The 19,518-nt window shown below is 47.7% G+C and carries 16 protein-coding genes and 1 tRNA gene; 14 read left to right on the top strand and 3 right to left on the bottom strand.

The window, feature by feature from the left end:
- The first annotated feature begins 158 nt into the window (after positions 1 to 158).
- The 8 genes from PIL01S_RS19965 (at position 159) to PIL01S_RS20000 (ending at position 8,360) form a co-directional block, all read left to right on the top strand.
- Positions 159 to 1,214 (top strand): GerMN domain-containing protein, encoded by a 1,056-nt coding sequence (locus PIL01S_RS19965; protein WP_127539030.1) that lies wholly within the window; start codon positions 159 to 161, stop codon positions 1,212 to 1,214.
- Between the two features lie 141 nt (positions 1,215 to 1,355).
- Positions 1,356 to 2,114, top strand: coding sequence for a ribonuclease PH (rph, locus tag PIL01S_RS19970; RefSeq protein WP_095293274.1), 759 nt, complete (start codon positions 1,356 to 1,358; stop codon positions 2,112 to 2,114).
- Position 2,115: 1 nt separating this feature from the next.
- Positions 2,116 to 2,739 carry an XTP/dITP diphosphatase gene (locus tag PIL01S_RS19975; RefSeq protein WP_095293275.1) on the top strand — a complete coding sequence of 208 codons (624 nt, stop codon included), beginning with the start codon at positions 2,116 to 2,118 and terminating at the stop codon, positions 2,737 to 2,739.
- Between the two features lie 396 nt (positions 2,740 to 3,135).
- Positions 3,136 to 3,978, top strand: a complete 843-nt coding sequence (locus tag PIL01S_RS19980; protein WP_127539031.1) for an STM4015 family protein — start codon at positions 3,136 to 3,138, stop codon at positions 3,976 to 3,978.
- Between the two features lie 84 nt (positions 3,979 to 4,062).
- Complete coding sequence (locus tag PIL01S_RS19985) at positions 4,063 to 5,265, top strand: STM4014 family protein (RefSeq protein WP_246058493.1); 1,203 nt, start codon at positions 4,063 to 4,065, stop codon at positions 5,263 to 5,265.
- Positions 5,258 to 6,043: an STM4013/SEN3800 family hydrolase gene (locus PIL01S_RS19990; protein ID WP_095361383.1), complete on the top strand. Its 786-nt coding sequence runs from the start codon at positions 5,258 to 5,260 to the stop codon at positions 6,041 to 6,043. The genes PIL01S_RS19985 and PIL01S_RS19990 overlap by 8 nt, the downstream gene beginning before the upstream one ends.
- A gap of 56 nt (positions 6,044 to 6,099) precedes the next feature.
- On the top strand, positions 6,100 to 7,494 hold the full coding sequence (locus PIL01S_RS19995) for an STM4012 family radical SAM protein (RefSeq protein WP_127539032.1): 1,395 nt from the start codon (positions 6,100 to 6,102) through the stop codon (positions 7,492 to 7,494).
- Entirely contained in the window at positions 7,491 to 8,360 is an 870-nt protein-coding gene (locus tag PIL01S_RS20000; RefSeq protein WP_127539033.1) for an STM4011 family radical SAM protein, read from the top strand. The genes PIL01S_RS19995 and PIL01S_RS20000 overlap by 4 nt, the downstream gene beginning before the upstream one ends.
- Before the next feature lie 144 nt (positions 8,361 to 8,504).
- Here the strand turns inward: PIL01S_RS20000 and asnB are convergent, their stop codons facing one another.
- Positions 8,505 to 10,349, bottom strand: coding sequence for an asparagine synthase (glutamine-hydrolyzing) (gene asnB, locus PIL01S_RS20005; protein ID WP_127539034.1), 1,845 nt, complete (start codon positions 10,347 to 10,349; stop codon positions 8,505 to 8,507).
- 192 nt (positions 10,350 to 10,541) lie between these two features.
- On the opposite strand from asnB, the gene PIL01S_RS20010 reads away from it, so the two are divergent.
- The 3 genes from PIL01S_RS20010 to PIL01S_RS30050 all read left to right on the top strand — a co-directional run bounded on the left by PIL01S_RS20010 (position 10,542) and on the right by PIL01S_RS30050 (position 11,418).
- Positions 10,542 to 10,841 carry a hypothetical protein gene (locus tag PIL01S_RS20010; RefSeq protein ID WP_110756359.1) on the top strand — a complete coding sequence of 100 codons (300 nt, stop codon included), beginning with the start codon at positions 10,542 to 10,544 and terminating at the stop codon, positions 10,839 to 10,841.
- A 20-nt stretch (positions 10,842 to 10,861) separates the two neighbouring features.
- On the top strand, positions 10,862 to 11,218 hold the full coding sequence (locus PIL01S_RS20015) for a hypothetical protein (RefSeq protein WP_127539035.1): 357 nt from the start codon (positions 10,862 to 10,864) through the stop codon (positions 11,216 to 11,218).
- Between the two features lie 71 nt (positions 11,219 to 11,289).
- Positions 11,290 to 11,418: a hypothetical protein gene (locus PIL01S_RS30050; protein WP_255248063.1), complete on the top strand. Its 129-nt coding sequence runs from the start codon at positions 11,290 to 11,292 to the stop codon at positions 11,416 to 11,418.
- Positions 11,419 to 11,495: 77 nt separating this feature from the next.
- Here PIL01S_RS30050 and PIL01S_RS20020 read toward each other — a convergent pair whose 3' ends face one another.
- Positions 11,496 to 11,789, bottom strand: a complete 294-nt coding sequence (locus PIL01S_RS20020; RefSeq protein WP_095293284.1) for a magnetosome magnetite crystal formation protein family — start codon at positions 11,787 to 11,789, stop codon at positions 11,496 to 11,498.
- 288 nt (positions 11,790 to 12,077) lie between these two features.
- On the opposite strand from PIL01S_RS20020, the gene PIL01S_RS20025 reads away from it, so the two are divergent.
- The 3 genes from PIL01S_RS20025 to PIL01S_RS30055 all read left to right on the top strand — a co-directional run bounded on the left by PIL01S_RS20025 (position 12,078) and on the right by PIL01S_RS30055 (position 18,028).
- Positions 12,078 to 12,151: transfer RNA gene (locus tag PIL01S_RS20025), tRNA-Arg, on the top strand.
- A 236-nt stretch (positions 12,152 to 12,387) separates the two neighbouring features.
- On the top strand, positions 12,388 to 13,161 hold the full coding sequence (locus PIL01S_RS20030) for a class I SAM-dependent methyltransferase (RefSeq protein WP_127539036.1): 774 nt from the start codon (positions 12,388 to 12,390) through the stop codon (positions 13,159 to 13,161).
- Positions 13,162 to 13,540: 379 nt separating this feature from the next.
- The gene (locus tag PIL01S_RS30055; protein WP_281280813.1) at positions 13,541 to 18,028 is read left to right on the top strand and encodes a S8 family serine peptidase; all 4,488 of its coding nucleotides are present in this window, start codon (positions 13,541 to 13,543) and stop codon (positions 18,026 to 18,028) included.
- 84 nt (positions 18,029 to 18,112) lie between these two features.
- On the opposite strand, the gene PIL01S_RS20040 is transcribed toward PIL01S_RS30055, so the two are convergent.
- A complete protein-coding gene (locus tag PIL01S_RS20040; RefSeq protein WP_127539037.1) occupies positions 18,113 to 19,348 on the bottom strand; it encodes a CynX/NimT family MFS transporter in 1,236 nt (411 codons plus the stop codon).
- Positions 19,349 to 19,518 lie beyond the last annotated feature (170 nt).

Below are 19,518 nucleotides of genomic sequence, written 5' to 3' on the forward strand. Positions count from 1 at the left end.
CTTGATTCCTAATACGTATTAACCCGTTTTGTGTTTCTTTCTTTCAATATTGTTTTTGCTTGGTGCATCAGGGCTTGTTTAAAAAGTAGTTATTTTTTGGACGAAGGCTCGTATACATGATAGTACAAACTGTAAAAATGATGAGGGGGAACGTGATCATGAGTAAGATCCGATATATGCGTACGGCATCAGCAGCAGCACTGCTGAGCATTCCGATGGTGTTGTCCGGCTGCGGCATGTTTAATGCACAGTCATCCGAGGCTATCGATCCACCGCCGCCCATCCAGGAGGCAGCCATGATTCAGGCAGCCGAGGGCAATGGGACACTCGCAACCCTTCCGCTCACAACAGTCTATTTGCAGGATCAGCAAGGATTGCTCGCTCCGGTATCCCTGACGCTTCCGGCAGGTTCGGACGTTAGTAGTCCGAAGACTGCCCTGGATACACTAGTAACAGGTGGTGCTTATGCAGGTATGCTGCCTGAAGGATTCCAAGGTGTTCTTCCACAGGGCACGGTAGTGCAGAATGTAACGGTTCATCCGGACGACAAGCTTGCAGTCGTGGAGTTCTCAGGTAACTTTGCCAAATACGACGCCAAGGATGAGCGCAAAATGCTGGAAGCCGTCACGTGGACGCTAACAGGTACACCGGATGTGGAGAACGTGCAGATCTGGGTGGATGGCAAAAAGCTGACGCAAATGCCGGTAAACAGTACTCCGCTTCCTGAACCGTTGAATCGGGCGGTAGGTATCAATCTTGATTTGGGAGACACGTTCACCACCAACAGCAGTCCAGTCACTGTGTATTTCTCAGCTGCTTCGCCTGCGGGCATTCAATATTATGTTCCGGTTACGCGCCTGGTCACACCAGGTACGGACCGGGTGCAAGCCGCACTCAATGAGCTGATTAAGGGGCCAGCCAAGGGTGGGGAGCTGGAAGAGGTCATGACAGGCGGCACGGAATTGCAATCCGTCAAAACGGCAGAGGATGGAACCGTTACGGTCGCACTCAAAGACGATATGTTCGTCGAAGGAGACGCCGTGCCAAGCGAGCTGCTGCAATCGGTCGTATTGACAACGACAGAAAATACAGCGAGCAAGGATGCCAAGGTTCAAATCGAGTGGAACGGCCAAAAAACAGTCATGGGTGACGATAACCGGGATTATAGTTCGCCGGTCTCCAAGCCCGAGTATATCAATGAAATTCCGATCTAGGATTGGGACAAAATCTGGGACGGGTAACAGAGTCTTTGGCGGATAGATGCTTTTAACAGAACTCTTTGGTAAAATAAAAAGGATTAGTAAAGCGTGACTCAGTTCAACAATTACAGGATGCTTAAGTCGTAGGAGGCAGAAATGATGAGATCTAACGGACGAACCAGCGAACAGCTGCGGCCGATGAATTTAACAATTAACACAAATAAATACGCCGAAGGTTCTGTACTGATTGAAGTCGGGGATACCAAGGTTATCTGTACCGCAACGGTGGAGGAACGCGTTCCTCCTTTCATGAAAGGACAAGGCAAGGGATGGGTTACCGCAGAATATTCCATGCTTCCTCGTGCAACACATACTCGGAACCAGCGTGAAGCGAACCGCGGGAAGCTGACTGGACGTACGATGGAAATCCAGCGTCTGATCGGCCGTGCACTTCGCTCTGTGGTGAACCTGCAGGCGCTTGGCGAGCGGACCATTACCCTGGACTGTGACGTCATTCAAGCGGACGGAGGGACTCGTACAACGTCCATTACCGGCTCGTTTGTTGCGCTGGCACTGGCTGTGAACAAAATTGCCCAGCAGCACCGCCTGCAAACATTCCCCATCACGGATTTCATTGCAGCTGTGAGTGTAGGTGTAGTCGGAGAACAGCCCGTTCTGGATCTGAATTATGATGAGGATTCCAAGGCAAAAGTAGACATGAACCTCGTCATGACAGGTGGCGGAAAATATGTAGAGCTGCAAGGAACAGGTGAAGAAGCCCCATTTGACCGCCGTGAGCTGAATGCCATGCTGGAACTGGGTGAGCAGGGAATTCTGGAGATGATTGAGCGACAAAAAGAAGTGCTTGGACCGATTGCGCTCAAGATCGGTGCTAGTGGATTAGGAGAAGCCTAAGATGCATCTGGACAGCCCAATCATCATTGTTGCAACCCGGAATCAGGGTAAAGTAAGAGAGTTTGCCCATGCATTTGCACCCCTTGGCAAAGAGGTCAAAAGCATGTTCGATTACCCCGAACTTCCGGATGTCGTGGAGGACGGGGTAACCTTTGCCGAGAATGCATGGAAGAAAGCAAAAGCGGTAGGAGATGCACTTGGTCTTCCTGTGCTGGCCGATGATTCAGGACTTTGTGTGGACCTGCTGGATGGGGAGCCGGGTGTGTATTCGGCAAGATATGCTGGCGAAGGGGCAACGGATGCCCTGAATAATGCCAAGCTGCTTGCAGCGCTGGAATCCATCAAATCCGGTGAGGATACGCAGCAGCCGCTGCTCAGTCCGGCACGCTTTGTATGTGCCCTGGTTCTGTATGACCCGGCAACAGGGGACAAGTTTGAAGCGGAGGGTACAGCAGAAGGCTGGATTACGAGCGAGGCTGCCGGTGGCGGTGGCTTCGGTTACGATCCTCTGTTCTATGTACCTGAATACGAGATGACGATGGCCGAGCTTACGCTGGAACAAAAGCAGGCTATCAGTCATCGTGGTCATGCGCTGCGAGCACTTGTATCCCGGCTTGAAGGCTGAATCCTGGTTAACAGGAGCCTTATGAATCAGATATAACAACCTGAACAAATATGAAGGCGTTAATAGAAGGAGTATCATTCCTGAGGATTGTGGAATGGACTCCGGCTATTAACGCTTTTTTTCGTATCACAAGAATTGCACAGATTCGAAGTGTATAGAGCCAAGGTATACATTGATAATTTTTATTTATATCCTTCCATATACCTAGCAGGAATCTCCTTTTCGATACCATTCGGAAAAGAACGTGTGTTCTCTTTCCTAGTTGGTGAAGTACAGCAATTACACGTTTGAGAATCCTGGTGGGACCGGAGTTGGAAGAAGTTGCAAGCCCCGTACAGGATGGGGTAACATTCAAATTAACAAATCAAGAATGAACTCAATCGGAGGGATTAACCAATGCAGGAAGTGAAGCTTACGGTATCTTTTGATGACTATGAGAACGGTATCCGTATGGAGAATTTGATCAGGGAATTGGCTGCCAAACCCGAAGCGGGTTCACTGGAAAGTCTGGTTATTGGAGACTGGGGACAAGCTTACGAGAGTTCTCCGGACGAATTCATGAATGTTCTTATTGAATTGGCGCCAAGTTTTCCGTCATTAAAAAAGCTGTTCATTGGAGATATGGGCTTTGAAGAGTGTGAGGTTTCCTGGATTATTCAGACCAATCTGACCCCGCTTTTGAAGGCTTTTCCAGAACTGAAGTCCTTTACGGTGAAAGGCAGTAGCGGATTAAGCCTTGAACCCTTGCAGCATGCCAAGCTTGAAGAGCTGGTCATTATCTGTGGTGGACTGCCTCAGGAGGTGCTCGCTTCCATTACCAATGCTCAATTGCCTGAACTGCGCAAGCTCGAATTATACCTGGGTGTAGATGATTATGGCTTCGACGGTTCACTTGAAGATGTGCTTCCGCTGCTGGAACAGGGACGATTCCCCAATCTAGTGTACCTTGGCCTAAAAGACAGTGATATTCAAGATGACATCGCCAAAGCCGTGGCACAGGCTCCCATTGTAGATCAACTGGAAGTACTGGACCTTTCCCAAGGCACATTGTCGGATGAAGGGGCTGAGGCTCTGCTTGCCAGCGACAAGATTAAGAAGTTGAAGCATCTCGATCTCAGCTACCACTACATGACAGACGAAATGCTCATTCGCTGGAAACGTTCAGGCTTATCCGTTGATGTCAGCGATCAGCAGCAGAGTGATGAAGATGACTGGCGTTATCCGTCATTAACGGAATAAGGGATGTCAGGCGTTACGACGAACCAAACAATTCAGAGACTACAATCCCAAAGTAATGAGATGCACATAGAACGGCCGTTTTGGTTGATCGGAAATCCGGATAATCGCAGAACCAAAGGCCTGCAGCAGGCAAGGCTGCAATGTGGCATGAGCCCTGCTGAAGTGATCCCCTATGCCGACTTGCTCAAGACCTGGAGACAGGGTGGATCCTTGGCTGACGTGGTCAATCCAGGTTTACAACGCAAACTTACACCGGAAGTGGCACCCCTGATTCGAATTGATGCACCAGGAGAGCAATGGGATGTGGAGCGTGAATTGTTATCTCTTGGGGCGAAGGATGGCGAACCCAACGCTGAACCATTCAGCAGGGAGTCGTTTACGGCAGAGGAGGCGCTAGGTTTACAGCAGGATTGGGGCCGCATCTATGCACCTGCCCAATGGTTTAATGGCTGGAAAAGCAGTCTGAAACGGATCGGAAGTGAAGTGGGTGAATTGTGGCCTTCTGCCAGATTTCTGAACGATCCAGAAGACATTGCTACCATGTTTGACAAAAGGAAGTGCCAACAGCATTTATCGGCTCACAGAGTTGATGTTCCTCCCGTTCTCCAGTCTCCGGAGCGAATTTTGAGTTATTCGGAACTGCGCCCAGCCATGCAGGCCTCAGGCATGTACCGGGTATTTGTTAAGCTTGCCTGTGGCTCGGCGGCATCAGGTGTTGTTGCTTATCAGATCAACCCGCGAACGGGTGCAGAGATAGCTGTTACCACTGTGGGGATGGCAGTGGTTAAGGGTAGGCCGGTTTTCTACAACGAAGGCCGCCTGCAGAGGTACACCCGCAGTGAGGAAATTAAGACTCTGCTGGACTGGTTATGTGCAGAAGGGGCTCAAATTGAACGGTGGATGGCCAAGGCTTCATATGGCTCGCGTGTATTTGATATTCGTCAGCTTGTAGCTGGCGGTCATGCAGGTCATGCGATCGTGAGGCTGAGCCAGACGCCTATAACAAATTTGCATTTACGCAACGAGCGGATGCTGCCAGAGGAAGCAGGGGTGGACGACTACAGGCTGGGTCTGGTCCAAACCGCTGCTCAAACAGCGATGGCAGCATTTCCGAAATCATGGTCTGCCGGCATTGATGTCATGCTCAGTGGAGGGGGCAATCCTCGTGCCTATGTTCTGGATGTGAATCCGTTCGGTGATCTGCTGTACCACGTACAGCACAACGGACTTGGAACATATGAATGGGAGATGGATATTCTGCGAAAGGAGCCTTACGAACATGCCTGATATGAACACCATTGTTGGCTCCCATGATCTGTTAATGATTACCCTGGATACGTTAAGATATGACGTAGCGAAGCAGGAGGAAGTGAATTGTCCCAATCTATGCGGATCGGGTTCCTGGGAGAAACGGCATACCCCGGGAAGTTTTACATATGCAGCACATCATGCCTTTTTTGGTGGTTTCATGCCTACGCCCGCCAATACGGACAAGGCCTCGCATGTCCGGCTGTTTCATTCCCGTAATACCGGATTGAAGACTCATCCGCATACCTGGCTGTTTGATACACCGGATATCGTATCCGGTTTGGCGGAGGAAGGATATCGCACAATCTGTATAGGTGGAGTCATATTTTTTACGAAAAAAAATCCGCTGGCCAAAGTACTGCCTGGTTACTTTCAGCAGAGTTATTGGCGAATGACCTTTGGGGTTACCAATCCTCGCTCGACAGAGCATCAGGTCCAGCACGCATTGAAGCTGCTTGAACAGATACCACAGGATGAGAAAGTATTTCTATTTTTGAATGTGTCGGCCATTCATGGTCCCAATCGCTATTTTGTGGAAGGGGCAAGGGAGGACTCTGTTGAGACTCAACGGGCTGCCCTTCGGTATGTGGATCAGGCGCTGGGGCCGTTGTTTGATGCCATGCGAGAGCGTTCGCGGCCAACGTTCTGTCTTGCATTTTCGGATCATGGAACAGCTTATGGCGAAGATGGGTATCAGGGACACAGATTGGCGCATGAGGTTGTCTGGAATGTACCTTATCGTGAATTTGTTTTATAGCGTGCATTGCAACCATTTTATTGTAAGTGAAAACAACCGGAGACAGGAGGCAACCGATGGATAATCCGTCTGAGTTTACAACAACAGGTCATTCCGCAGCGTCCGGATCCAATACGACCACAGGTCTTAGGGAAGTACTGACTTTACCTTATCGCTCTTATCTATACTCTTATCCGCATAAGACGGCATACCGGGAATTGGACCCGCCGCTGCCCTTGGGGCCGCTCTGGGAACGTGAAAATACAGACACGTATTTTTTATATATGCATATACCGTTCTGCGCTGCCCGCTGCGGATTCTGCAATCTGTTCACTTTGCCAGACCGGCGTGACGATACACATGAACGTTATGTGGATGCACTGGAACGCCAGGCGAAGCAATGGGCTCCCCTGACCTCACGCAGACCGTATTCGAGGTTTGCCATTGGTGGCGGAACGCCAACCTTATTGAATGAGGTTCAGTTAAACCGTTTGTTTGACATTGCGGAAAATGTGATGGGACTTAATCCCGCCCATGCTTCCATCTCAATAGAAACCTCGCCTGACACCGTGACTGAAGGGAAGCTTGCGTTACTGAAGGAACGCAGCGTGGACCGTGTCAGTATGGGGATTCAGAGCTTTATTGAAGCGGAGGCTGCAGCAATTTATCGCCCGCAGAAACCACAGGAAGTAGAGCGCGCACTGGAGAAGCTTACGCGGTACGACTTTCCTTTGCTGAACCTGGATTTGATCTATGGTCTTCCCGGCCAAACGGTGGAGTCATGGCTGTATTCGCTTGAACGTGTCCTGTCTTATGAGCCGGGAGAGATTTTCATTTATCCGCTGTATACCCGCGAGAATACAATCGTGAAGCCGGAGGATATTCAGCGTCAAGGGCCGGATATTCGCATGGAGCTGTACACTGCGGCAAGAGAAACATTAAAAAGCAGGGGATATGTTCAGTATTCCATGCGCAGGTTTGCAAAAGAGTCATCCTCTCTTGCAAGCAAAGAGCTGCTGCCGTACAGCTGCCAGGAGGAAGGCATGGTTGGCCTTGGATGCGGTGCTCGTTCCTATACCAGCGAAGTACATTATGCATCAAAATATGGAGTGAGCTATAAGGCTACCCAGAGCATCATCGCCGATTATGTAGCTACCGAGCGATATGATGTAGCGGATTATGGCATTGTGCTGAGCAGGGAAGAGCAGAAACGCAGATTTATTTTAAAAGCACTGCTGCATCGGGAAGGTCTGACTTTGGATGATTATCTCCAGCGGTTCGGAAGTAAAGTTATGACGGATTACGCCTGGCTCTCCGAACTGCTGACAGAGGGAATGGCTGTGATTGAGCAGGAGAATGGACAACAGGTCCTGCGTTTAACCGAAGAAGGTCTGGGATATTCCGATGCTATTGGAGATTGGTTAATATCTGCCGAGATTCGCGAGCAAATGGAAGGGTTTGTGTTCTCATGAGAGCAACCTTGTATTATCGGGGGAGGCTGTCCTCCTGTAATTATGATTGTCCCTATTGTCCGTTTAGCAAAACTGTGGATTCCAAGGAGACGCTGGAAACAGACAAACAACAATTGCGTCAGTTCGTGGATTGGGTGAAGGCTCAGGAAGAGGCCGGACACCAGTTTTCCATTTTCTTCAATCCCTATGGTGAGGCTCTGGTGCGGCACTGGTACAGGGATGCGATGGTTGAACTGTCGCATATGCGGCATGTCCATAAGATTGCAGTGCAGACCAACCTTTCCGCGAAGCTGGATTGGGCTCGTGAACTGAATTCCGGAACAGCTGCGTTCTGGGCAACCTATCATCCTCGTGAGACCAAGGAATCTTCTTTTATTAAACAATGCCTTACTTTGCGTGAAATGGGTCTCGAATTCAGCGTGGGCACGGTGGGACTCCGCAGTGCATTTCCTGCCATTCAGTCCATGAGAGAGGCGCTGCCGGACGATATCTACATGTGGATCAATGCCTTTAAGGATAAGCCTAATTATTACGAACCGGAAGAGGTTGCCTATTTGCGGTCGATCGATCCGCTGTTTGAGGGGAACTTACGGGATTATGATAGTTATGGCAAAGGCTGTGCGGCCGGCTCGGAGGTATTTTATGTGCAGGGTTCGGGACATGTAAAAAGGTGTTATAAGGATCGCCGGATTATTGGCCATTTGTACCGTGACGGGTTGGAAAAGCTGTCTGCGGATCGGCCTTGCAGGATGAAAAAGTGCGGCTGTTATATTGGATACGTTCATATGACGGACTCTCCATTCAGGGAGATTTATGGCCGTGGCTTGCTTGAACGAAACCCGGAATCCGTTGTGATGACTCGATGATTTCCTTAAAGTAAGATGGAGATTATGAATGCTTCTGATTAATGCTTATGGCTAAACTAAGACGCGACAATAAATATAGAGGGGTGCCCAGGTGAATGCATAAATGCTGTTCACCTGGCACCCCTCTTTTTAAACTACATTCTGTTAACGAATGGCAACCTTATATGTGCGCAACCAGGAATTAATCTGTGTCAAGTAAGCAAACAGCTGTGGACCGGACATGAGCTGCCCAAACCAGGGCAGATTAGACGAAGCATCAGGTGAAGATGCGAGCTTGCGAATCTGGGCCTTGTCAATTAAAGGCAGAATCGGCGAAGATGCATCATCAAGGATATCCAGCACCTGCTGCTTAACGGCCGCCAAATATTCTGGATTATGTGTTTTGGGATAAGGACTCTTTTTACGATATAAAACATCGTCAGGCAATACACCCTCTAACGCTTTTCTCAGGATTCCCTTCTCGCGGCCGCCCGTTATTTTCATTTCCCAGGGAATGTTAAATACATATTGAATCAGGCGATGATCACAGTAAGGAACTCGAACTTCGAGCCCTGCCCCCATACTCATCCGGTCCTTCCGATCAAGTAGGGTAGGCATGAAGCGGGTGATGTTCAAATAGGACATGACACGCATTTGTGCTGCCTTTCCGGTCTCCCCATCCAGCAAAGGAACCTCAGCCACAGCATCCGAATATCGGTCTGCAAGATAGTCCAGTGGTCTGATCCACTCCCGAATGTCTGCAGATAACAAACCTGCACGCATGTCAGGTGCTACCGACCAAGGGAACGTTCCCGAATTCAGCATCTCGTCCCGATGGAACCAGGGGTACCCTCCAAACACCTCATCGGCTGCCTCTCCCGAGATGGCGACGGTTGCCCCTTTCTTGATTTCCTTACAGAACAAATAGAGAGAAGAATCCACATCGGCCATCCCGGGCAAATCCCGAACTAACATGGCCTGATTCAAGGCATGAACCAACTCTCCATTCTCAATCTCAATCCAGTGATGATCTGTCTTCAGTTCATCCACCATACGCTGGATCCAGGGGCCATCTGCACCAGGCTGGAAGGAGTGCGCCTGAAAGTGCTTGGCATTATCCACGTAGTCGACAGAATACGTACTGACTTGACCTTGACCCGTGCGGTTGTAATAGTCTACTGCCAGTGCAGACAGGGCACTCGAGTCAAGGCCCCCTGACAGAAGGGAGCAGACTGGAACATCGGAAGCGAGCTGACGCTCAAGCGTATCCTGCAGCAGACGCCGTACCTCGGCAGCAGTCTCATCCAGATCATGCTCGTGAGGCTGGCTTTCCAGCTTCCAATATGCGTAGGTTCGGATTCCATTCCGGTTGAAGATGAGCGCATGTGCTGGTTTGAGTTCATTCAACGAGGAATAGACACCGTGTCCAGGCGTCCTGGCCGGACCTACGATAAATACTTCTGCCAGGCCCTCGGGGCCAACAGCAGCTTCAACATCCGGGTGAAGCAAAAGGGATTTGGGTTCGGAGCCGAATACGAGAGCGTCTTTTGCATTGCTGTAAAACAATGGTTTGACGCCAAGGCGGTCACGTGCCATGAAGACCTGTTCGCGTCCTCCATCCCAGATGGCAAAAGCAAAAATGCCATTAAAACGGTCTACACATGCCGGTCCCCATTCGATATAAGAGGCGAGCAAAACTTCCGTATCACATTGCGTACGGAAATGGTGCCCCCGTTGAAGCAGCTCTTTTTTCAATTCGGGTGCATTGTATAGTTCTCCGTTATACACGACGGTATAGGAGGTGTCTCCCTGTAACGCATGCATGGGCTGAGCCCCGTTCTCCGGGTCCATTACGCTGAGCCGGCGATGTCCAAATGCACAAGGATTGGAGATCCATGTACCTGAAGCGTCGGGCCCCCGGTTCGACAAACTGTCTGTCATTCGGAGCAGCAGTTCCGATTCCTGGGTCAAATCCCGATTCCACTGTATGAAGCCGGTTATACCGCACATGGTTGTTCATCCTTTCTTAGTCGATTCGTTGGTCCTGTAGAGTGTTGCATGGCATGTAGCCAGCGAATGTTGTCTTTTTCGTCAGAAGTCGTAACAAATATATGCCGAAAGCAGGCATAAAATGTCTGTCCTCTTCGGAAACTATATCTAGGAACAACGGCCTCAGCATGCCTGTGAAGGAGAGAATGGACTGTGGACAAAACAACCTATTATGTTTCTGTGGGTGGACGTTCCGTTTTGCAGGATCAGCACGCAGCTGCTTATGAATGGGTTATTCAGGCGACACCTCAGGAAGTAGACCATTTAATGGGACTCCTTAACCTGATGCAGGAAAAAGAGGAAGAGGCCTTTCCAGGAATGGTATTCCCGTGGCCGGATACACCTGAAGAATCGGTGAATCGGGCATATGAAGCTGCTATACAGCAGGTTTATCAAGAGATTTATCGTTTGGGAACACCGGAGACAAGACGAGAGATCGAACAAAGTACATGAAATGATAAGGAGCGATAACAATGTATGCAATTCAGGATGCCAAGATCCGTAGATTAACCGAGGTGGATGGATTGTCTTGTGCAGAAGTGGAGGTACAACCAGCGAACGCGGGAGATCCTTCTTTATTAGTATATGTAGCAGCAACTCAGCCTGGAAGCACATTGGAAGTGGTAAGGATTGTACGCAACCATTCGGATGCTGTTCTGGATTGGTACAACAACAATATGCACACTGCTTTTGAGGATGCAACGGAGACAGCGTTTCAGAACAGTGAGGGTGTGACCGCAGGAGAAGATAAAGAACGATTCCAAAGTGAATTGTTAGCATTTGGGCTGCTCGGTCCAACCCTTAAGCGTTACTTAGTTGGTCAGGCGTAATCATCTTCCAGCATGGATAATGGAGCTAACCCGGAGCAATACTACAACCAAGTTCCGGGGAGGTGATAGCAATGGCTTCCAAGTTCAAGAAAAACAAAGGAAACCTTTACGCGCATCATACCGAGTTTGCCGGGGAAGTGCTCGCCGTTAACAGCAAGCGTCCTACGCTTAGAAATCCATGGCGTAAGGGAAACAAGTAACCGGAATGAAGAACCCGCCTTTTCTTTTGGAAACGGCGGGTTTCTGCATGTAATCTGATGGTGAAGACGGTGGGAGGTCAGGCATACTCACGAAGGACTTGAATTCCTTTGACGATATTGTAAATAAAGCTTAATCCATAAATCACAAAGAACAGAATGACATACCCGATGGCACCACCGATGCTCTGGGAGGTAACGAAGAAATAAAAGAGGGGGATGGCCGCGAGAAACGGGAAAACGTGTGAAAACAAGGCCCGTTTGGCATGTCCCTCAATATAATTATCCCGCGCAACAATCCAAATGATAATCGGGAACAGAAAAGGAGCGAAGAAAATACTGAAATAGGATAAGGCGGACAAAAGCTGTCTCATAACAATTCTCTCCTTCTTCGAATGAATTCAGGTGTAAAGGTATGTATGCAAAAGATTACCCAGCCACGCTGACAATGAATAGTCTATGTTCCATATGGGGAATATACCCTGCCATCAACAATATTGCCTGCGAATCCAGAACGTATTCGATCGGTTGAGCAACGTATGAAATTATACGTAAATGAATGTAACTGGATGCAACTTATTAATTTTTTTATAAAAGTATTGAAAAATATAGAAAACCGAGTATAATAGAAATCGCGCCAAAAATTTTATTTATACATACTTGTCTCAGTAGCTCAGCAGGATAGAGCAACGGCCTTCTAAGCCGTCGGTCGGGGGTTCGAATCCCTCCTGGGACGTTCAAGAAAGCTTCCTTTGGGAAGCTTTTTTTACGTTCAGGGGATGAGAACCCCGATGGTTCGTCGGAGCATAAGCATCGAAAGGATTACTTCGCAGTCTCGACTGCAAGGAGAGTATCTCTCCTGGACTGAGATATATAGGTTTTACCTATTAATGAAATAGAAACTATATATTTTAATAATAAGTCTGGGTATGCCACAATAAACTTATCATTACGAAAGCGACGGTGGTATCAATGAAATCAATTAATCAATGGCAGGCAGAGGAGTATGATCACAAATTGGCCTTTGTATCGGGATACGGAAAAAGTTTAATTTCATGGCTTCAACCTCAAAAAGGAGAACGGATTCTGGATTTAGGCTGTGGGACGGGTGATTTGACACACGAAATCGCCATGTCACAAGCAGAGGTGGTTGGCATGGATGCCTCTCCGGAGATGATTCAACGGGCGAGAGAGAAGTTCCCAGAAATCACATTCGTGGAAGGGGACGGACACCGATTCGAGGCGAGCAAACCTTATGATGCAATCTTCTCCAACGCGGCATTGCACTGGATGAAGTCCCCTGAACTTGTTGTAGAAAGCATATGGAATGCACTAAATCCTGGCGGACGCCTGGTCGTGGAGTTTGGTGGAAAGGGTAACGTTCAGACCATAGTAACTGCACTGGAGACAGTGCTCGAACAAAAAACAGGAATTCATGCTGCAGATCGCAATCCCTGGTACTTTCCAACAATCGGTGAGTACAGCTCCCTCCTGGAAGAGAAGGGATTCCTGGTTCGGCAGGCCTATCATTACGATCGTCCTACCCAGCTTCAAGATGGGGAGAAGGGTATTGAGGGGTGGTTAGCTCATTTTGGAGGGGACTATTTTGCTGGTCTATGCAAGGAACAAATTGAGGGAATTTGCCTTGGAACGAGTAAAATAGTAGTACCAAAGCTCTGGAAAGAAGATGCCGTCTATGCGGATTATAAGCGTTTGCGAGTGGAGGCTGTAAAACCTGATAAGTAAAATGAATGTATTATTTTCTCTGTTAAATGAATTTAAAGGGTCATCACTCTTTAAAGCCTGTATCTTGCAGGGATCATGATTCTCATGCTTCAATGAGGATTGTGGTCTTTTTTCCTATGAACTCGTTCAAAATTCAATATCTTCATCGACAAATAAATACAAACTTCTTATTTTTCTCTTACTCAAGAACCATATAAGTAATTTTTATATCATATCTGTAATTATTTAGAAGGGAAAAGTGATGATTTAGTAGAATAATTTACCATGGGTCAAACCTCTTGTGGAAGGGATGGTGACATTATACAAGTATTGCAGTACTTGTTCGGACAAGACCCCAGTGATTGGTGAGGTATTCATATTAAGAAGGAGGGGCATCGCCTTGAATAAACGATTGATATCCATATTATTAAGTGTCCTTATGATTTTTTCCATCATCATGCCTGCGGCTGGAGCCGCTCCAGCAGAAGTACAGCTTGACAGGAATTTGCCTACCAAGGCTGAAGCCGAGCAGTGGAGAGAGATTCTCGACCAGCGGGAAGAGAAACTTGCTGCAGAGCCTTTTTTGGATCAGAGGCTGGAAGGTCTAGGTGGAGAGAAGACAAGAGTGATCGTTGAACTCTCAAACAAACCCGTAGCTGTAGCGCAAGGCGAATCAACCCTCTCAGGAAAGTCATTTACCTCCTCTATGGAAACAAATGCTGTGACGAAGGTCGAACAACAACAACAGTCATTTGTACATAGCCTCACTCAGAACAAAATCAATCACAAAGTATTGGAAAAGTACGCATACGCCTTGAATGGTGTAGCCATTGAAGTGAATGGTAGCCAAATGGGACAGTTGCTTCGCATACCAGGTGTGGTCAGTGTGTATCCTGACCTTGAAATCGCGTTAACGCCAGAGAACGATGAAGTTAATCCTTATATGAAGGATACAGCTCCGTTTATCGGTGCCCCGGAAGTATGGGATTTGGGATACAAAGGAAATGGTATCAAGGTCGGCGTTATTGATACAGGGATCGATTACGAGCACCCTAATCTGACAGAAGGTTATAAGGGTGGATGGGATTTTGTGGATAACGATGAAGATCCTTATGAAGCAACAAGAGAAGAGTGGAAGGGGTCTGGACAGCCCGAGTTTAACGAAAGAGGCAGTTCCTACTATACATCCCACGGTACTCACGTAGCAGGAACGATTGCCGCTCGTGAAGCTGGAGATTATGGAGTTATTGGTATTGCTCCTGAAGCCGAAATCTATGCTTACCGCGTATTAGGGCCATATGGAAGCGGACAGACCGCTTGGGTACTGGGCGGAATTGATCGCTCGGTGAAAGATGGGATGGATGTCATCAACCTCTCACTGGGGAATACAGCAAATGATCCGAGCTACATTACTTCAGTTGCCCTCAATAATGCCATGCTGTCAGGTGTAACTGCAGTGGTCGCAAGTGGTAATGAAGGCCCGAACCGTTACACCCTAGGTTCTCCGGGAGCATCGGCTATGGCAATTACGGTCGGTAACTCTACGGGTCCTAGTCAGATGATTACAGCCGACACACATTTTTGGATCGGTGAGGAAGGTGAAGGTACACTACCTGAAGAATTGCCTGTACCTGAGGTTGAGCAATCACCTGAACTGGGAGTAGCACCAGGGGCTGAAGCTCCAGAAATTCCGGAGCAAGACATTCCTGCTAGCACACCAGATGAAGATGAGCCAACCGTTAAAAAGCCTGAATCGGCAGGCGAGGATACGCTGCCACAAGGAGAGCAAGCAGAGACTACATTGGAAACAGAACAAAATACAACTACTCCTAGTACGGAAGAAGCGGTACCTGCGGAAGAGGAGGAAGTCGCAGCTCCAACTGAAACGGACGCCACTCCACTAACCGTTACAGAATCAGTCTATCGCCTGGATGTGATGGGCTGGAATCTAGCGGAGGATCCAGAAACGGTATTGAATGGACAATACGATTTGGTGTACGCCGGCCTGGGCAAACCAACTGATTTTGAAGGAAAAGATATGAAAGACAAGGTTGCTTTCATCCAGCGCGGTGAGCTGGCATTCGTTGACAAGATTGCCAATGCCAAAGCGGCTGGGGCGATTGCCGTTATTGTTTACAATAATATTCCTGGGCCAATTGGCGTTAGTTTGGGGGATGATTTTGAATTTATCCCTACACTGAGCATGAGCAAGGAAGATGGAGAAGCGATCAAAGCTCAGCTCGATGCTGGTCAAGGCGTTGAAGTCAGCTTCAGTGATTTCGTCAAAGACATGACAGAGGGAGATGAGATGAACTCCTCAAGTTCCCGAGGACCAGCCAAGGTAACACTGGACATTAAACCTGACATTGTTGCACCAGGAACTAGTATCCTGTCAACCATTCCTGCGTATGGCAAGGATGAGCCTGGAGCGGATTACGATCAAGCGTATGGACGTAAATCAGGAACAAGCATGGCAACTCCGCATGTAGCCGGGCTGATTGCATTGCTGATCGAAAAACATCCGGATTGGACACCTTTTGATATCAAAGTTGCACTTATGAACAATGCCAAAGTACTGAATACAGAGAACTATGATGTGTTCGATCAAGGTGCTGGACGTATACAGGCTACAGAGACGATTGATCCTGAGACTTTCGTTAAAGTCATGGATGTCACGAAATATACTGAAAACGGCGAGGCGGTAGAAAAGGAAAACGTTACAGGTAGTGTTAATTTCGGCAACTTCCTGAGTACGGACGAAAAAACGGTCAGCAAAACGCTCAAGGTTCAGTCACTAAAAGGGACAGGTGGGGAATATTCTGTATCCGTTAATCCTACTCGCACCATTAATGGAGTCTCGGTTTCCGTTGATAAGACGTCCTTTGAATTGAACGGAGAAGAAGAGGTAACGGTGACGATTACGGTTCCAAAAGGCGTGACGACTGTTGGTGAAGCTCAGGGGTATCTTCAGTTCAATCATGGAGCGAAAACGTACAGCTTACCGTACGTGGCTCACTTCAATGTTACAGAGGCCGGTGTGAAATACATTGAAACGAAGTATGGTAATGAGACAAATCCATTCCATTATCCATTGAAGGAAGATGGCAAGCTAGATACACTTGATATTTTTATGGAATTCCATAATCCAATGAACTTCGCACTAATAGAGATTTTTGATGGTCTGAACCCGGATGGTGGTTTTTATCAGGATGGATACATTGGATATATTGCTGGGGGTTACAATGACTTCGATGCCAACACTAGATATAAACTTCCTTGGGATGGGACGTATTTAGACTACACAACCGAGGAAGATACAGTTATTCCAGATGGCTTGTACACGGTTGATATTACAACTATAGGTACAGACGGCAAAACGTATGTAGAAGATACCCCTCCATTCTTGGTGAAAACAGAAGCACCAGTGGTAAAAGTGCCTGAAAAACTAGAAATACAGCAAACAGGTACGAACTCTCTTGCAGGTACGGTTGAAGACCTGTACTTCACTGTTGCTCCTGCACTTAAAAGTGGATGGAATTATGATCTTGACTTAACAAAATCCTTGAAGTCCGGCTATATCGTCAAAGACTCTACTGATAAGAAGATCAAAGAGGGGAACTTTGAAGTAGAATCAGACGCTTCATTTACTGTTACTCTTGAGGGATTGCTTCCAGGAGAATATAGTGTGGAAATCACTATTGAAGATCTTCAAGGATTGGTGGGAACGTCTTCTACCGCTTTAACTGTAAAAAAAGATCCTGATCCGCAAGTGCCTAATCCTGGCACACCATCTCCAGGCTCTGGTTCTTCAGGTGGATCAAGCTCAGCACCTTCGCCAACACCAACGCCATCGCCAACTGTAAAGGGTGATGCATCCGTAACCGAGAAGAAAAATACGGACGGAACAATCCAAGCTACAGCTGCACTTTCCGAAACGGCTATCAATACACAATTATCAGGTGATGGAAAAGAAGTGAAGCTGGATCTATCCGCTATAGAATTTGAGAAGTATAGTCAAGTGGAACTAACATTAAATAAATCTATAGCTGATAAGATTCAAGCAGCTGGCAAAAGCTTGGTTATTGAAGGCCTAGCGTTTAATGTGTCTATTCCTGCAATTTCACTAACGGACTACATCTCTTCAAGCGGCTTCAGTTTGAAACTGCATGTATTAAAAGAGCAAGCGGACAATCAGAATGAGAAGCATGTTTCTTCAATCGTGTCCATAGATCAGGAAAAAGACACATTTAAGCACAACATTACGCTTACTTTGAAATATGATGCGAAGTCTGTGAAAGATCCGCGCAAAGTCATTGCTTACCACCAAACAACAGAAAAAGTATGGCAGCCTGCATCTTTGTCGGATGTGTCTCAACAAGGGCAATTGAAGTTCAATGTTACAGAGCCAGGAGCATATGCTGCGGTGGAAAATGACGTAACCTTCGGGGATATTATTAATCACTGGGCTAAAGATGAAATCGAAGTAATTGCATCTCAACAAATCACTAAAGGTATTAATGCAAATACATTTTCACCTAATAGAACCATTACTCATGCAGAATTTGCAACGCTGCTCGACCGAATCTTTGGAACGGGTATCGAATGGGAAGTACGCAGCAAAGAGGCTGGTGCACGGGAACAATTGACTCGTGAAGAAATGGTTCTAATGATCGCAGATGCTCTGGAACTGGAACAAGGACCGGCATCTGTTGATTTCAAAGACGGAGATCAGATCTCGGATGAAGCGAAATCCGCTGTAGCTTTTGCGGTAGAGAATGGTCTGGTTAAAGGGATGAACGGTAATCAATTTGCTCCCAAAGCCACATCAACCCGCGCACAGGTATCGGTTATTCTGTACCGCCTACTTGAACATCTGGGCAAAATCTAAATGAGCATAGGGCATTCGCATAGTTAAAGAAAAGGGACCTTCCGTCACGGAAGGTCCCTTTTTATCGTTTGGAATTTATCTATCTCATGAATCACCAATCAATCGATTTTTACTGGCCATGATACCTGTAATCAGCAATACGATGGCGAGTGCAACCTGCAAAAGCAATGGAATGGTCCAGCCATGCGTCCAATCATGTATTAGTCCGAACAACAAGGGGCCTCCCGCTGCCAGCATATACCCGAACGATTGAGCCATTCCCGATAATCCTGCCGCTTGTCTTGCGTCCGCAGTCCGAAGTACAAAGAACATCGTAACCAGACCGAATGAAGCCCCGCCACCAATACCAGCGAGAACCACTCCGATAGTAACCAGTGAGGAGATCCCGCTTAATAGGAACGCATAGCCCAAGATGAGGCAAGTACAGGTGATGGCTGTCAGAACGCGTTGATCCTTCATTCGCCCAGCCAGGATGGGGATAACGAACGTCACTGGAACGCTGACCATCTGCATCATGGACAACATCAATCCTGCAGAAGATGGGTTAAAACCCTGCGTAGACAAAATTTCGGGCAGCCAGGTAATGGTCGAGTAAAAAATTAACGACTGTAATCCCATAAAAAGCGTGATATACCAAGCGAGTGAAGATGAGATGAGTCGTACCGGTTTCTCTGCATTCCGAGATGCTACATAGACTTCTCCGCGGCGTCCGTTACGAACGTGAGGCAGCCACAAGATAAGAGCCAGGATGGAGAGCACAGCCCACATTCCAAGTGAAGCATGCCAACCCATAGAGGTGAATCCTGCTGCCGGAACGCTAATTCCCGAGGCGATGGCACCCCATATGTTCATGGATACGGAATATAGGCCAGTAACCAGTCCCACTCGTAATGGAAAATCCCGTTTAATCAAACTGGGGAGTAACACGTTACTTAGTGCGATTCCACATCCCAGGATGGCTGTGCCTGCAAAAAGTGCAGGGACAGACGGCAAAAAACGCAGTGCAATACCACACGTTACAATAATGATTGCGGTCAGCAGTGCGGCCTCCAAACCGAATCTTTTTGCCAGCTGCGGAGCAAAGGGGGAAATTGCCGCAAAAGCAAGCAGTGGCAGTGAAGTGAGCAATCCCGCCATGGTATGACTTATCCCTGTATCGGCACGAATTAAATCAACGATAGGCCCTGCCGCTGTAATGGGCGATCGCATCGTGGCTGCAATCAGGATGATGCCTGTAAGGAGAAGTCCGAGTTTCACGGACGCTGTAGAGTTATCCGCAACTGCATGATCAGGCGAATGTTGATGTGAAGAGAATGGCATAGGTAAATCTCCTGTTATTTATTTTTTCTAATATGTATACTTTGATACATACGTATACCAACAAGCATAACATTCGGTGTCAACATTGGGCAACGAAGTGGGATGAACATATCCCCAGAACGCAAAAAAAGCTTCCCAAAGGAAGCTTTTCTTAATACGTCCCAGAATGG

The organism is Paenibacillus illinoisensis NBRC 15959, assembly GCF_004000925.1.
GTDB classification, from domain to species: domain Bacteria; phylum Bacillota; class Bacilli; order Paenibacillales; family Paenibacillaceae; genus Paenibacillus; species Paenibacillus illinoisensis.